Origin of the sequence: uncultured Paraglaciecola sp. (assembly GCF_937123705.1) — a bacterium.
In the GTDB taxonomy this organism is placed as follows: Bacteria; Pseudomonadota; Gammaproteobacteria; order Enterobacterales; family Alteromonadaceae; genus Paraglaciecola.
Genome location: NZ_CAKZKO010000139.1, coordinates 115,365 through 129,903, shown reverse-complemented (window position 1 = coordinate 129,903; position 14,539 = coordinate 115,365). Strand labels below are relative to the sequence as shown.

Below are 14,539 nucleotides of genomic sequence, written 5' to 3'. Positions count from 1 at the left end.
AGATTTTGTTAAGTGTCGTATTTACTAGTTCATTGTTGATAGATAAAAATAAAAAAGGTTAGGGGAATTATGTTCCGCGGCGCTAATGCAATCAATCTAGATGTTAAAGGAAGAGTGACTATACCTACTAAGTATAGACAGTCTTTGCTGGATGATTGTAAGGGACAGCTAGTTTGTACTATCGACACGCAACAGCCTTGTTTGCTGCTTTACCCACTTCCTGAATGGGAAGAAATTGAGCTTAAATTAAGTCGCCTCTCTAGTATGAATCCGCACGAACGTCGCATGCAGCGTTTGCTATTGGGTTATGCCAATGAAGGCGATATGGACAAAAATGGACGGTTTTTATTAGGCGCACCATTACGTCAACATGCCAAGCTCGATAAACAAATTATGTTAGTAGGCCAGTTCAACAAGTTTGAAATCTGGGATGCCGATGTATGGCAACAGCAAATCAATTTAGATGTCGCGACTGAGCAAGAAGCGAATTTTGAATTGACTGAACGACTTCAGGACTTTTCTCTGTAATGGCCAATGATTTTTCACATTTATCTGTGTTGCAGCAGGAATCCATCGACGGCCTAGCTATCAAGCCTGATGGCATATATTTGGATGCAACTTTTGGCAGAGGTGGCCATTCTAGAAAGATATTAGAAGCGTTATCTGCAAAGGGTAAATTAATTGCCATCGATAGAGATCCCAGTGCCATAGAGTCTGCACAGTCTTTGGCACAAGACCCACGGTTTTCTATTCATCATTGCCCCTTCTCTGAATTACAATCCGTTGCTCAAGAGCTTGATTTAGTTGGAAAGGTTGACGGGATTTTGATGGACCTCGGTGTGTCTTCTCCCCAATTAGATGATGCCCAACGGGGTTTTAGCTTTATGCGAAATGGTCCACTTGATATGCGTATGGACACCAGTAAAGGTGTGAGTGCAGCCCAGTGGTTGGCCGTTGCAGAAGAGCAAGATATAGCCCAAGTCATTAAGGAGTTTGGAGAGGAAAAATTTGGTAAACGCATCGCTCACGGCATCGTCAATGCTCGGCAAATTGCGCCTATTACCGATACCGCAACATTGGCCGAAATTATCGATTTAGCCGTACCTGTTAAAGATAAATTTAAACATCCCGCGACTCGCAGTTTTCAAGGAATACGTATTTATATCAATAGCGAGCTGGACGAAATCAAAACAGGCTTAAAGGCCGCCTTGAAAACCCTTGCACCTCAAGGAAGGCTCGCTGTAATCAGTTTTCATTCGTTGGAGGATCGCTTAGTTAAACGCTTTATTCGCGAGCAAAGTCGCGGCCTAAATGTCCCTCATAATATGCCCATCATGCAGTCAGAAATTGATGCAACTAAAGCATTAAAAGCCATAGGTAAGGCGATTAAACCATCAGCCACAGAGTTGCAAAATAATGTACGGGCGCGAAGTTCGGTGTTAAGGGTGGCTGAAAAGTTATGAGTGCTTCTAATACTAACTTTAATCTATTGAGTTTTGTAGTTGCTGACTTAGCCCGCCATCCAGTGCGGGTTTTGTTGTTTCTGGCAGTCTTGGTTAGTGCGGCCTTAGTGATACTCAGTGCCCACCACAACAGGCAAATGTCCATTGCCATCGAACGCTTGATGCAAGAGAAAGATCAGCTTGATGTTGAATGGCGTCATTTAGTGCTTGAACAAAGCGCTTTGGCTGAACATAACCGTATCGAAAATTTAGTGAAGAGCCAGCTAAATATGCGCCGCCCCTTACCCAATGAAGAAGTTGTGGTGAGGATAAAATGAGTCGACTAACTACCCCTTCAAAACGCAAAACCAGCGCCAATCAGGCAAAAATTAAGAGTGTGCCAAGCTTCTTGCATTGGCGGTTTGTTGTGGTTGTGGTAACCATTTCTTTGGTATTTGTTGGTTTGGGGATCCGAGCAGCCTATATCCAAGTGATTTCCCCGGATTTACTTATCAAGCGTGGTGACAATCGTACCCTACGTACTCGCTCTAACCCTTTGCACCGAGGTTTGATTGTAGATAGAAATGGTCAGCAACTGGCGGTAAGTGTACCAGTAAGGGCTATTTGGGCTAGTCCTAAGGCCATTGCTGAGTCTATGTTAGAAATTGAGAAAAAAGCAGCTGCAGACCCTCACTTTGATTTGAAGTCCGTGCAACGCGAAAACAAAAAGCGTTGGCAAGCTTTGGCAGAAGTTTTAGGTCAAGATGTAGTAGACCTTAAACAAAAAGTCAGCAATCCAACAAAAACGTTTGTGTATATTCAGCGCCAAGTTTCCCCAGCTATGGCTAAGTATGTTCAGCAACTTAAATTGGCGGGTATTTATCTTAGAGACGAATCGAGACGTTACTACCCAAGTGGTGAAGTATCAGCCCATGTTGTTGGATTTACCAATGTTGATGATAACGGCATAGAGGGGGTTGAGAAGGTATATAACGACTATCTTGCTGGTGTACAAGGCTCTCGCAAAATTCGACGTGATGGTAAAGGCCGCATGGTTGAACTTATTGAGTTTGAGGAAGGCAAGAAGCCGAAAGATATTCAGTTAACCATAGACCAACGTATTCAAGCTTTGGCATACAAAGAGCTAAAGCAGGCGGTGCAATATTACAAGGCGACCTCGGGTTCGGCTGTGGTAGTGGCTGTAAGTACCGGTGAAATCCTTGCCTTAGTGAATAGCCCTTCATTTAATCCTAATAATAGGGCGGGTGTGTCGACCCACAGAATTCGAAATAGAGCGGTAACCGATGCCTATGAGCCAGGATCTTCAATTAAACCACTGGCAGTATTAAGCGCTTTGGAGTTTGGATCGGCTGATGTAGATTCTTTGATTGATACTTCGCCGGGCTGGATGCATTTAGGCGGCAATATTGTTAGAGACTCGCGCAATTATGGCGAAATTGACTTAACTGAAATCATCCGTAAATCAAGCAATATGGGCACCTCTAAGCTGGCTTTGTCGGTGCCTAAAGACTTCTTACTCGACATGTATTACAACGTCGGCCTAATGAGCGACAGCGGTGCTAATTTGCTCGGTGAAAGCAACGGTATTTTTAATGAACGTAACCGTTGGTCAGATTTTGAGCTGTCCACACTTTCCTTTGGTTATGGTATCTCGGTAACGGCGCTGCAGCTGGCCAGAATGTATAGCATTTTAGGGGATGGTGGTATTAAGCGCCCCCTTAGCATTATAAAAAATGACGAGCCTATTGAGAGTGAAAGAGTCATCAGCGAGGACGTTACGCAGCAGGTGTTACAGATGCTTGAAAGCGTCACTCAAGCCGGTGGTTCTGCCCAAAAAGCAAAAGTGCCTGGCTATCGCGTGGCAGGTAAAACGGGTACTAGCCGTAAAGCCAATGCCAATGGTTACGGTGAGGAGTATGTCAATATTTTTGCGGGTGTTGCGCCTGTGTCAGATCCTCAGTTGGCTGTGGTTATTTTAATTAATGAGCCTAAGGGCGAACTGTACTACGCGGGACATACTGCCGCGCCGGTTTTTTCTAAAGTGATGGCTGCTAGTTTACAGATGTTAAATGTACCCCCTGACGACAAAACAGTTTCTTCGTTAGCCGTGTCCACAGTGAATACTCACAAGGAGGTCGTTAATGCAGGCTGACATGGTAAGTATCACCAATCAATTTCCTAAAGCCTTTGACCAAAGTATTAAACCACTGCTGGCGCACTTTGGGATTGATGCACCCGATATTATGATAAGTGATTTGGTGCTAGATAGCCGTGATGTTGCTATTCATAAAGCCTTTATTGCCATTAAGGGGCATTCACTTGATGGGCGAGATTTTATTCCTCAGGCGGTAAGTCTAGGGGCCAAGGTTATTGTGGCCCAATGTGATGACAAAACCGAACATGGTCATGTAGAAATGCGTGAGCAAAGCGTGATTGTGTATTTCTACCAATTGCCTGAAAAACTGTCGGAACTGGCTGGATATTTTTATCAATTTCCAGCGAATTCAATGTCGGTGATAGCTGTAACAGGCACCAATGGTAAAACCTCAACAGTGCAACTAAGCAGTCAATTAGCGGTTCTCATGGGCGAGCAAGCAGCGGTTATTGGTACTTTAGGTGCCGCCATGTACCACACTAACTCTGACTCTCAACCTTCACATGATGCTGTTAATACCACGCCAGATGCGATTAGCATGCAGCGGTTACTATCTGAATTTGTCAGTGATGGAGCATACCAAGTGGCGTTAGAAGCGTCATCTCACGCGTTAGTGCAAAACCGTATTCAAGCTGTTAAGACCGATATTGCTGTTTTTACAAATTTAAGCCGCGACCACCTTGATTATCATGGCTCAATGGCTGAATACGCTAAGGCAAAAAGATTGTTGCTTTGCCAACCAGAATTGGCCTTCGCGGTACTAAATGCAAATGATCCTGAACATAAAAATTGGTTGTTAAATATTCCTAAAAGCACCTCAGTGGTGTTATTTGGCTTGAATGTTTGTGTGGCTGATTTGCCCAATGAACATAAATTTTGTGTAGCAAACAATGTGCGCTATACAGCCGATGGTATTGCCCTAACATTGCAGTCCTCATGGGGAGACGCTGAATTGCGTCTTGCGCTACTGGGCGAATTCAATGTGGCCAATGTCTTAGCCGCCATATCTAGCCAGTTGTGTTTAGGTAAAAGCTTAAAACAGATTGCTTATATAGTGCAAAAGCTTAAGCCCGTTGCTGGGAGAATGGAACTGTATAGGCGTAAAAATCACGCCACAGTTGTGGTGGACTATGCCCACACCCCCGATGCGTTAGAAAAAGCCTTGTTGGCTACCCGCCAACATTGCCATGGAAAACTTTTGTGTGTGTTTGGTTGTGGCGGCGATCGAGATGTTGGCAAGCGGTCGTTAATGGGGGAAATAGCCGAGAGGTTGGCCGACCAAGTTATCTTAACCGATGACAATGTGCGCAGCGAAAACCCCCAAAGCATTATTCAAGATATTTTAGCGGGTTGTATCAACCCAGAACAAATGCTTGTAGAGCATGACCGGAAATCGGCCATTAAGACAGCCGCTGCAATCGCCACCGCGGGTGACATGATATTAGTCGCCGGTAAAGGCCATGAAAGCTATCAAATTATAGGTAATCAAAGGTTGGCGTACGATGAACGCCAGTTTGTTGCACTTCTTCAAGAGGGGAAAACATCATGATCCCAGTATCATTATCCTGGGTGGCAGAAAAGGTTAATGGGCAATTAGTAGCTCAGCATGAGCAGGTATTGACTATAGAAGGTGTAAGTACTGACACCAGAAGTATTCAGCCAGCCGACTTATTTCTGGCACTCGAAGGACCAAATTTTGATGGCCATAAATTTGTGCACCAAGCCGCTGAAAAAGGCGCCATTGCCTTAATTTTGTCACGACATATTGAGACGCTACTTCCCTATATATTAGTGGAAGATACATCCATAGCCTTAGGACTGTTAGGGGCAGCGGTAAAGGCCGAGGTCGCCCCAAAAACCGTGGCAATTACGGGCAGTAGCGGTAAAACCACAGTCAAAGAAATGGTGGCCGCTATTTTGGCTCGTAGAGGTAAGGTGTTAGCGACTAAAGGTAATTTTAACAATGACTTAGGTGTGCCTATGACATTGCTTAGGCTAGAAAAACACCATGAGTTTGCTGTGATTGAAATGGGTGCTAATCATTTAGGTGAAATTGCTTATACCACTAATCTGGTTAAGCCTGATGTGGCGACTATTGTTAATGTTGCTGCTGCCCATTTAGAAGGGTTTGGTAGTTTGCTTGGTGTTGCAAGAGCAAAAAGTGAAATTTTCAAAGGTTTGTCTGAGACCCAAGGATTAGCAGTCGTCAACGCCGATAGCCAATTTGCTGATTATTGGTTGGGTAAACTCAAATACCATAAGGTACAAACTTTTTCCGCCGAAAAACAAGCAGATGTTTACGCTGAAGACGTTGTGCTGGGTTTAGATGGTTGTGCCCAGTTTGAATTGGTAACCACTAAAGGGCGCATTGGGGTCGGCCTGTCATTGCCTGGTATACATAATGTTAGCAATGCCTTGGCTGCGACAGCGTTAGTGTTGCAAGTAGGTGGAACTTTGCAAGATGTGCGAGAAGGGCTACGGAGCATGCCCCACGTTGCAGGGCGTTTGCAAGTTAAGCAACTGACAAATCAAGTGAAGATTTTAGATGATACTTACAATGCAAACGTAGGTTCAGTAAACGCTGCCATAGATCTGTTATCGAGCTTTGCTGGCAGAAAAACACTGATTTTAGGAGACATGGCGGAGCTCGGCGAAAAAGCGCGTTATTACCATGAGCAAGTGGGCGAATATGCTAAGAACAAAGGCATAGATGAACTGTATACCCTAGGCGTGTTAAGTCAAAGTGCCAGTGACGTTTTTGCTGAGAACGGTAGACACTTCAGTCGCTTGGAACAAATGATAGCGTTTATTAATCAGCAAACCATATCAGAAAAATGCGACATCAGTATTTTGGTGAAAGGCTCTCGTAGTGCACGAATGGAGCTGGTAGTCCAAGCATTGGAGGATTCTCCTGTGGGAAAGTTGGAACGCTTTAGGGAGAGAATTGCATGCTAATTTGGTTAGCAGAATGGTTGCAGCAATTTGATGCGGGTTTTGGCGTGTTTTCGTACTTAACATTGCGCGCAATTCTTAGCACTTTAACCGCTTTGCTTATTGCAGTGATCATTGGACCAAAGATGATCCGAGGACTGCAGCGCATGCAAATAGGTCAAACCATTCGTGATGATGGACCCGAATCTCATTTGGCAAAATCGGGTACTCCTACCATGGGTGGTTTGCTTATCTTGGCGGCAATAGTGTCGAGTGTGCTGTTATGGAGTGATTTAACGAATAGGTATGTGTGGGTCACTCTATTTGTATTAAGCACTTATGGTGCAATTGGATTTGTCGATGACTACCGTAAAGTTATCCGCAAAGATGCCAGAGGACTTATTGCGCGCTGGAAATATTTTTGGCAATCCGTGATAGCCATTGCTGTGGCATTTTATTTGTACACTAGTCAACAAAGCCCAGCTGAAACAGCGTTATTAGTGCCATTTTTTAAAGATGTGATGCCACAAATGGGAATGTTGTTTATTGTTGTTACCTATTTTGTATTGGTGGGTACCAGCAATGCTGTCAACCTGACAGATGGCCTTGATGGTCTTGCAATAGTGCCGGTTATTTTGGTCGCAGGCGCTTTTGCTATTTTTGCCTATGCCACAGGCAATATTAATTTTTCTGCTTATTTGCATATTCCTTACCTTCCTCTTACCAGCGAGCTGGTGATCGTTTGCACCGCCATAGTGGGAGCTGGACTAGGATTTTTGTGGTTTAACACTTATCCAGCACAGGTATTTATGGGGGATGTGGGTTCGCTAGCCTTAGGCGGAACACTGGGTATTTTAGCTGTGTTAGTTCGACAAGAAATTGTGCTGTTTATTATGGGCGGCATTTTTGTGGTGGAAACCATGTCGGTCATTTTGCAGGTAGGCTCTTTCAAATTAAGAGGCAAACGTATTTTTAGAATGGCCCCAATACACCATCATTATGAGCTTAAGGGGTGGCCAGAGCCGAGGGTGATAGTGCGTTTTTGGATCATTTCTTTGATGTTAGTACTTGTGGGACTTGCCACATTGAAATTGCGTTAAGGAGCAATTCATCGCTGTGAATACTGTAACTTTAGCTAATAAACAAATCGTAGTGGTAGGAATGGGCCTAACGGGCTTATCTTGCGTACGATTTTTATTGACTAAGGGTGCCAATGTGACAGCGATGGACAGTCGAAATGAGCTAACTCTCAGCCTTGAGGTTCCATTAATTTTAGGCAAGCTTGATGCTAATAGATTAATAAATGCCGATTTAATTGTGCTAAGCCCAGGTGTTGATTTGTACACACCTGCAATCCAGCAAGCAGTAGACGCTGGTGTGCAAGTGGTTGGCGACATAGAGTTATTTGCGCAGTTTAATAGCCGGCCAGTGATTGCAATCACTGGCTCCAATGGTAAGTCTACTGTGACACATCTGGTTGCGGACATGTGTCAGGCCGCCGGTAAAAAGGTATTGATGGGCGGTAATATTGGTGTGCCAGCCTTGGATTTATTAGATCAGCATGCTGATGTGATCGTCCTTGAATTATCTAGCTTTCAGTTAGAAACCACTTATTCATTAAAACCATTTGCGGCAACTGTGCTGAATATCAGTGAAGATCACTTAGATCGTCATCGCGACATGGAAACCTATCAACGAATAAAGCTCAGCGTTTATCAAAACTGTGAACATAGGATTTGCAATAGAGATGACAATTGGTGTGTCACTGAAAATACCAAAGTCGCCATGAGTTTTGGGCTAACCCAAAGTCGCACAGGTTTTTCTTGGGATAATAAAAATGCCTGTATCTTGTTTGATAACGAGACCTTTTTAGATAGTAAAAGTTGCCTATTAGTGGGCGTACATAACATGTTGAATATTCAGGCTGCTGCGGCTTTAGCGAAAGTATTCGGAATCGATGACAACAGTATTCAAGTTGCTGCTCAAAAATTTGGTGGCTTGCCACACAGATGCCAAACAATCGCATTTGTTGATCAGGTTCGCTGGATCAATGACTCTAAGGCAACCAATGTTGGCGCTACTTTAGCGGCAATTAATGGTTTGGCATCCACTATTCAAGGTCAGTTAATTTTAATCGCAGGTGGTGACGGCAAAGGTGCTGATTTTTCGGTTATGGCACCCTATTTACAAAAATCGGTGGCGCTACTTATTACCCTAGGTAAAGATGGCGATAAAATTGCTTGCTTACACGGCAACAGCATATCCGTTAATAGTATTCAAGAGGCCGTTTTGACGGCCGCGCGGCATAGTCAGGCGGGAGATGTGGTGTTGCTCTCACCGGCTTGTGCCAGTTTAGACATGTTTGTGAGCTATCAACAACGAGGCGAATGTTTTGCGCAAGCCGTAAAGGAGTGTGCAGCATGACGGTGGCAGCAGAAAACAAAGTTAATGTACTTAGACAATTGTTTAAGTCAAAGCACGACGCGCAATCAACAGCCATTAAAACAGAGGTGCAGGCTTATGATCATTCATTGATACTGTTAGCCATCGCCTTACTATCAATTGGCTTGGTTGTAGTGACGTCAGCCTCTATGCCTGTGGCAGATAGATTGTATGGAAATCCATTCTATTTTGCGGTTCGACATGGCATCTATATAGTGGGCGCGATGATCGCCAGTATGATTGTGATGCAAGTACCTATGCGCTGGTGGCGCAAGAGTAATGTGTGGTTGTTACTTTTTGCTGTGGTGTTATTGCTATTGGTGTTGTTGATTGGACGCACGGTAAATGGCAGTACCCGTTGGTTAGTGGTTGGGCCCATTACTATTCAAGCGGCCGAACCAGCAAAGTTGTTTTTCTTTTGTTACTTAGCCGGCTATTTAGTGCGTCGATATGAAGAAGTGACCGAGAATATCAAAGGTTTTATTAAACCTTTAGTGGTGTTTTTTGCTCTTGCCTTATTGTTATTGTTGCAGCCTGATTTGGGTACTGTGGTGGTTATGTTGTTTACTACTATAGGTATATTGTTTATGGCTGGCGCCAAAATCTGGCAGTTTCTAGGTTTAGCCATAACAGGTACCTCAGTCATAGTATTACTAATTGTATTCGAAGAATATCGGGTTAGACGCATAGTTTCCTTTCTAGATCCTTGGGCAGATCCTTTTGGCAGTGGTTATCAGCTAACTCAATCTCTAATGGCTTATGGGCGTGGAGATGTGTTTGGTCAAGGTTTAGGCAATAGTTTGCAAAAACTCGAATACTTACCCGAAGCCCATACTGATTTTATAATGGCCATATTAGCGGAAGAGTTTGGTTTTTCAGGTGTTCTAGCGGTGTTGGTGATCATGTTAGTTATAGTGATGAAAGCCATGACAATGGGAAACCTAGCCTTAAGGCAAGAACGCCCCTTCGATGCTTATTTGGCTTATGCGATAGGAATTTGGTTTAGTTTGCAAACTGCCGTAAATGTCGGTGCCAGTGCAGGAATTTTACCCACCAAAGGTTTGACCTTTCCATTACTGAGTTATGGTGGCTCTAGCATGATAGTGATGTCAGTGGCAGTGGCAATCTTAGTGCGTATAGATTTTGAAATGCGCGTGGATGGCATTCAAGCTATCAACAAAGGTGGTGTATCTAAATCGAATAAAAAAATATTGATTAAACAAGCCAAGAAAAAGGTCAGCGCTGTTATTGACGAGGTGCAGGCGGATTCGACTCCAGGCCGCCATGGTGGAGGTTTAGATGACTAAGCGTTTACTTGTAATGGCTGGCGGTACTGGTGGTCATGTTTTCCCAGGTTTAGCGGTGGCTGCTGAATTGGCCGCACTGAACTGGGAGATTCACTGGTTGGGCACAGAAAATCGCATGGAAGCTAAAATAGTACCGCAAGCGGGCTACCCTATTAGTTTTATCGATGTGGTAGGTGTGCGCAAAAATGGTATCGCGACTTTGTTAAAAGCGCCGTTTAAAATGCTTAAAGCCACCATTCAAGCCCATAAAGTTATCAAGCTTTTTAGACCCGATGTCGTTATTGGCATGGGGGGATTTGCCAGCGGCCCAGGTGGCGTAGCTGCATGGTTAAATCGCTTGCCTTTAATTATACATGAGCAAAATGCAGTGCCAGGATTAACCAATAAACTCTTAGCGCGTGTCGCTACAAAAGTGTTAACAGGTTTTGATAATACCTTTGCTGCACAGTCCACCTCTCAAAGTCACAAATACACTTGGGTTGGCAATCCGGTGCGTCAAGGGTTTACTGAGCTACCCGCTAAGACCTCTCTGAACTTGCCTATTAACCTCTTAGTAGTGGGAGGTAGCCTTGGGGCACAAGTACTGAATGAAACTGTGCCTTTGGCATTGGCCAATACAAGCCAAATAAAGGTACGTCATCAAACAGGCGCTGGCCATTTAGCTTCTGTGCAACAGGCCTATACACAGCAAGCCATTAGCGCTGATAGTTATCAATTGAGTGAGTTTATCGATGATATGCCTAGCGCCTATGCTTGGGCTGACTTAGTCATATGCCGAGCAGGAGCCTTAACAGTGGCTGAAGTGGCGATGGCTGGGGTATCCGCAATATTTGTCCCATTACCTTATGCGGTTGACGACCATCAAACCAAAAATGCGCAGACTTTGGTCGATGTGCAAGCAGCCCATTTGTTACCACAAAACCAACTGACCCCACAGCGCTTGCAAGCCTTGCTGCAAAACTATGTGCAGTCGCCACAAACGTTGATAGAAATGGGTAAGCGTAGTAAAACCCTTGCCCGCCTGAGTGCCGCTACAGACGTGGCCCAGTGTTGTATAGAATTAAGTGAGCAAGTAGCATGAATTTAGAATCCCCCGCCCATTATCACGTACCAGAAATGCGCCGTATTAAGCATATTCACTTTGTGGGCATAGGTGGTGCTGGCATGGGTGGCATTGCAGAGGTGTTGGCCAATGAAGGCTACAGTATTTCTGGCTCTGATCGTCAGCCTAATGGGATGACGCAAAGGTTACAAGATTTAGGGGCGACCATTTATTTTGGCCACCTGGCTAGCAATATAGAGCTGGCCAATGTGGTAGTAGTTTCTAGCGCCATTGATCAAAGTAATCCTGAAATTATCGCCGCCAACCACAAGCGTATTCCGGTTATTCGTCGCGCCGAAATGTTGGCAGAATTAATGCGTTTTCGTCATGGTATTGCGGTTGCAGGCACTCATGGTAAAACCACCACAACGAGTTTGCTTGCTACCATATTTGCTGAAGCAAAACTTGATCCTACTTTTGTCATTGGCGGCTTGTTAAACAGTGCTGGTACTAATGCAAGGTTAGGCGATAGCCAATATTTGATTGCCGAAGCAGATGAAAGCGACGCTTCTTTTGTACATCTGCAACCTATGGTGTCTGTGGTCACGAATATTGAAGCGGATCATATGGAAACCTACCAAGGTGATTTCCAGAAGATGCAAGATACTTATATTGATTTTCTCCATAACTTGCCTTTTTATGGCCTAGCGGTGTTGTGCATTGACGACCCAGTTATTCAACAGTTGTTACCAAGAGTGGGGCGCAAGTACTTGACCTACGGTGTCTCTGAGCAAGCCGATGTGCGGGCGGTAAATATTCAGTTAGGGTTTAATCAGAGTACGTTTGATGTGCTGCGCGAGGGCTTGCCGGCACTTAGCATAAGGGTAAATATTCCAGGCCAGCATAATGTGTTGAATTCCTTGGCTGCTATTGCCGTGGCCACGGATGAAGGGCTAGACGACAATTCTATTGTGCAAGCATTAGCAGGATTTTCGGGGATCGGTCGTCGCTTCGAGTTTTTAGGTGATTATGCCACATCTAAAGGCCAAGCGATTTTAATTGATGATTATGGTCATCACCCAACAGAAGTGGCCGCTACTATAGCCGTAGCCAGAAACAACTGGCCAGATAGACGCTTAGTGATGGCTTATCAGCCTCACAGATATACCCGCACCCGCGATTTATATGAAGATTTTGTTGAAGTGTTATCACAAGTGGATGTGTTGTTATTACTCGAAGTGTATTCCGCCGGCGAAGAAGCAATCGATGGTGCCGATAGCCGTTCTTTGTGCCGCTCAATTCGTCAACGTGGACAATTAGAGCCAATTTATGTGTCGAGTATTAATGAACTTCCCAAACTGTTAGCCGAAAGCTTGAGTGACCAAGATATAGTGCTCACTCAAGGAGCTGGCAATATTGGTCAAATTGCGAAGTTTCTACAAAGCAGCCAATTAGAGCCTGCAATTTTAAGTAAAGGGTTAGAGTCGTGAGTAAACAACAACTCACTTCGGCGCGCCAATACGGCAAAGTTGCGGTAATGTTTGGTGGCGATTCTGCCGAACGAGACGTCTCGCTAAATTCGGGTAAGGCCGTATTAAAAGGGTTGCTTGAATTGGGAGTGGATGCTCACGCCTTTGATCCGGCAGAACAGCCTTTAACTCTGCTTTTGGAGCAAAAAATTCAACGAGTGGTGATAGTACTGCATGGTCGTGGTGGTGAAGATGGTTCGCTACAAGGTGCGCTGCAACAACTTAATATACCTTATTCTGGAACCGGTGTACTTGGCTCGGCTTTGTGCATGGATAAAATTCGTAGCAAGCAGGTATGGCAAAGTTTAGGGCTACCCACAGCAAAATATAAAATAGCTGACAAAAGAAGCTTTGATGCGGGATCTTGCGAGGCTATAATGGCCGACTTGGGGAATGAGGTGATGGTTAAACCTGCGCAGGAAGGTTCCAGCATAGGTATGGCCAAAGTAAATAGTGCATCACAATTAGAAACTGCGGTTCAAGACGCCTTTAAATACGATGATAAAGTCTTGATAGAGCAGTTCATTCATGGTTCTGAATACACAGTTAGCATACTTAATGGTAAGGCTTTGCCGTCTATCAGTATGTCCACCCCTCGTGAATTTTATGATTACACCGCAAAATATCAGGCGGATAGTACAGTGTATCGCTGCCCAAGTGGTTTGTCTGAAGAGTTAGAAGCGAAATTAGGTGAGTTGGCCCTTGAAGCTTTTGATGCCTTAGCCGGTTCGGGCTGGGGACGGGTAGATTTTATGCAAGACAAACTAGGTCGTTTCTATTTACTAGAGGCGAATACTGTACCGGGTATGACTGAAAAAAGTTTAGTGCCTTTGGCGGCAAAACAATCTGGAATGAGCTTTGCCGAGTTGTCTTTGGCTGTGCTTCAGACCGCTGAGGTAGGCCGATGAGTGATTTGCCAACATTAGATAAACCACAAAAAAGTGCACAATTTTTTATTGGGCTGATGTTTTTTATCTGTTTGTTGTTGGCGCTAGGGTATGCAGTATTTAAATTGAACATTTGGTTGGAAGACGAACAACAAGCGCCAGTGCAACAAATAGTGGTGTCTGGTGACAGAATATTTATTGATGATCAACAGATAGAAAGCCTGATCAAAAAATCCCAGCCAGGTAGCTTTTTTGAGTTGGATGTCAATCAAACTCATCAAATGGTTGAAGCTATGCCTTGGGTTTATCGTGCTTCTGTGCGAAAGCGTTGGCCTAGTGGTTTAGAAATTTTTGTAGTGGAACAACAGCCTGCGGCAATTTGGAATGGCGATATGCTATTGAATCAATATGGTGATGCCTTTAATGCGCAGCTTAGCCCCGCTGATTTGACGGAAAAAATAACCTTACCGAATTTATACGGCCCAGGCGGAAGTGAACAAACGGCATTACAGGGGTATCGCAATATGCAGTCTTTGTTGGAAACATCAAATCTGTACATTGTAGAAATGTTTTTGAGTGAGCGTTTTGCATGGAATGTGCAGTTAAATAACGGTATCAAGCTAAATTTGGGTCGTACTGAGTTTATTGGAAGGTTGCAGCGATTTGTGGATCTTTTACCGCTGATTTCGCAGCAAGAAAAACAAGTGGACTATGTTGATTTACGCTATGACACAGGATTAGCAGTAGGTTGGAAAACACTAGATAAAGCAGCATGAAATAAAG

At 44.3% G+C, this 14,539-nt stretch carries 13 protein-coding genes; all 13 read left to right on the top strand.

Going from position 1 to position 14,539, the window contains the following annotated elements; genetic code table 11:
* Nucleotides 1–69: 69 nt before the first annotated feature.
* Genes mraZ through Q0688_RS18950 form a run of 13 tightly spaced genes read left to right on the top strand, consistent with a single transcriptional unit; the run spans nt 70 to nt 14,532 of the window.
* A complete protein-coding gene (gene mraZ / locus Q0688_RS19010) occupies nt 70–528 on the top strand; it encodes a division/cell wall cluster transcriptional repressor MraZ (protein ID WP_299080874.1) in 459 nt (152 codons plus the stop codon).
* Entirely contained in the window at nt 528–1,463 is a 936-nt protein-coding gene (gene rsmH, locus Q0688_RS19005) for a 16S rRNA (cytosine(1402)-N(4))-methyltransferase RsmH (RefSeq protein WP_299080871.1), read from the top strand. Before mraZ ends, rsmH begins: the two co-directional genes overlap by 1 nt.
* Nucleotides 1,460–1,780, top strand: coding sequence for a cell division protein FtsL (gene ftsL, locus Q0688_RS19000; RefSeq protein ID WP_299080868.1), 321 nt, complete (start codon nt 1,460–1,462; stop codon nt 1,778–1,780). The genes rsmH and ftsL overlap by 4 nt, the downstream gene beginning before the upstream one ends.
* Complete coding sequence (locus Q0688_RS18995; protein WP_299080865.1) at nt 1,777–3,615, top strand: penicillin-binding transpeptidase domain-containing protein; 1,839 nt, start codon at nt 1,777–1,779, stop codon at nt 3,613–3,615. Before ftsL ends, Q0688_RS18995 begins: the two co-directional genes overlap by 4 nt.
* Nucleotides 3,605–5,167 carry a UDP-N-acetylmuramoyl-L-alanyl-D-glutamate--2,6-diaminopimelate ligase gene (gene murE / locus Q0688_RS18990; protein WP_299080861.1) on the top strand — a complete coding sequence of 521 codons (1,563 nt, stop codon included), beginning with the start codon at nt 3,605–3,607 and terminating at the stop codon, nt 5,165–5,167. The genes Q0688_RS18995 and murE overlap by 11 nt, the downstream gene beginning before the upstream one ends.
* Complete coding sequence (gene murF / locus Q0688_RS18985) at nt 5,164–6,573, top strand: UDP-N-acetylmuramoyl-tripeptide--D-alanyl-D-alanine ligase (RefSeq protein ID WP_299080858.1); 1,410 nt, start codon at nt 5,164–5,166, stop codon at nt 6,571–6,573. The genes murE and murF overlap by 4 nt, the downstream gene beginning before the upstream one ends.
* Nucleotides 6,567–7,649 (top strand): phospho-N-acetylmuramoyl-pentapeptide-transferase, encoded by a 1,083-nt coding sequence (gene mraY, locus Q0688_RS18980; RefSeq protein ID WP_299080855.1) that lies wholly within the window; start codon nt 6,567–6,569, stop codon nt 7,647–7,649. The genes murF and mraY overlap by 7 nt, the downstream gene beginning before the upstream one ends.
* Before the next feature lie 16 nt (nt 7,650–7,665).
* Nucleotides 7,666–8,973 carry a UDP-N-acetylmuramoyl-L-alanine--D-glutamate ligase gene (murD, locus tag Q0688_RS18975; RefSeq protein ID WP_299080851.1) on the top strand — a complete coding sequence of 436 codons (1,308 nt, stop codon included), beginning with the start codon at nt 7,666–7,668 and terminating at the stop codon, nt 8,971–8,973.
* Nucleotides 8,970–10,298: a cell division protein FtsW gene (gene ftsW / locus Q0688_RS18970; protein ID WP_299080848.1), complete on the top strand. Its 1,329-nt coding sequence runs from the start codon at nt 8,970–8,972 to the stop codon at nt 10,296–10,298. The genes murD and ftsW overlap by 4 nt, the downstream gene beginning before the upstream one ends.
* On the top strand, nt 10,291–11,379 hold the full coding sequence (gene murG, locus Q0688_RS18965; RefSeq protein ID WP_299080845.1) for an undecaprenyldiphospho-muramoylpentapeptide beta-N-acetylglucosaminyltransferase: 1,089 nt from the start codon (nt 10,291–10,293) through the stop codon (nt 11,377–11,379). Before ftsW ends, murG begins: the two co-directional genes overlap by 8 nt.
* Nucleotides 11,376–12,830, top strand: a complete 1,455-nt coding sequence (murC, locus tag Q0688_RS18960) for a UDP-N-acetylmuramate--L-alanine ligase (protein ID WP_299080842.1) — start codon at nt 11,376–11,378, stop codon at nt 12,828–12,830. Before murG ends, murC begins: the two co-directional genes overlap by 4 nt.
* On the top strand, nt 12,827–13,777 hold the full coding sequence (locus Q0688_RS18955) for a D-alanine--D-alanine ligase (RefSeq protein ID WP_299080838.1): 951 nt from the start codon (nt 12,827–12,829) through the stop codon (nt 13,775–13,777). The genes murC and Q0688_RS18955 overlap by 4 nt, the downstream gene beginning before the upstream one ends.
* Complete coding sequence (locus tag Q0688_RS18950) at nt 13,774–14,532, top strand: cell division protein FtsQ/DivIB (protein ID WP_299080835.1); 759 nt, start codon at nt 13,774–13,776, stop codon at nt 14,530–14,532. The genes Q0688_RS18955 and Q0688_RS18950 overlap by 4 nt, the downstream gene beginning before the upstream one ends.
* The last annotated feature ends 7 nt before the right edge of the window (nt 14,533–14,539 follow it).

Coding starts and splice junctions, on each gene's coding strand:
- ftsL (WP_299080868.1), top strand. CDS start 1,460: ATGAGTGCTTCTAATACTAACTTTAATCTATTGAGTTTTGTAGTTGCT.
- Q0688_RS18950 (WP_299080835.1), top strand. CDS start 13,774: ATGAGTGATTTGCCAACATTAGATAAACCACAAAAAAGTGCACAATTT.
- murC (WP_299080842.1), top strand. CDS start 11,376: ATGAATTTAGAATCCCCCGCCCATTATCACGTACCAGAAATGCGCCGT.
- Q0688_RS18995 (WP_299080865.1), top strand. CDS start 1,777: ATGAGTCGACTAACTACCCCTTCAAAACGCAAAACCAGCGCCAATCAG.
- murE (WP_299080861.1), top strand. CDS start 3,605: ATGCAGGCTGACATGGTAAGTATCACCAATCAATTTCCTAAAGCCTTT.
- ftsW (WP_299080848.1), top strand. CDS start 8,970: ATGACGGTGGCAGCAGAAAACAAAGTTAATGTACTTAGACAATTGTTT.
- mraY (WP_299080855.1), top strand. CDS start 6,567: ATGCTAATTTGGTTAGCAGAATGGTTGCAGCAATTTGATGCGGGTTTT.
- murF (WP_299080858.1), top strand. CDS start 5,164: ATGATCCCAGTATCATTATCCTGGGTGGCAGAAAAGGTTAATGGGCAA.
- rsmH (WP_299080871.1), top strand. CDS start 528: ATGGCCAATGATTTTTCACATTTATCTGTGTTGCAGCAGGAATCCATC.
- mraZ (WP_299080874.1), top strand. CDS start 70: ATGTTCCGCGGCGCTAATGCAATCAATCTAGATGTTAAAGGAAGAGTG.
- murG (WP_299080845.1), top strand. CDS start 10,291: ATGACTAAGCGTTTACTTGTAATGGCTGGCGGTACTGGTGGTCATGTT.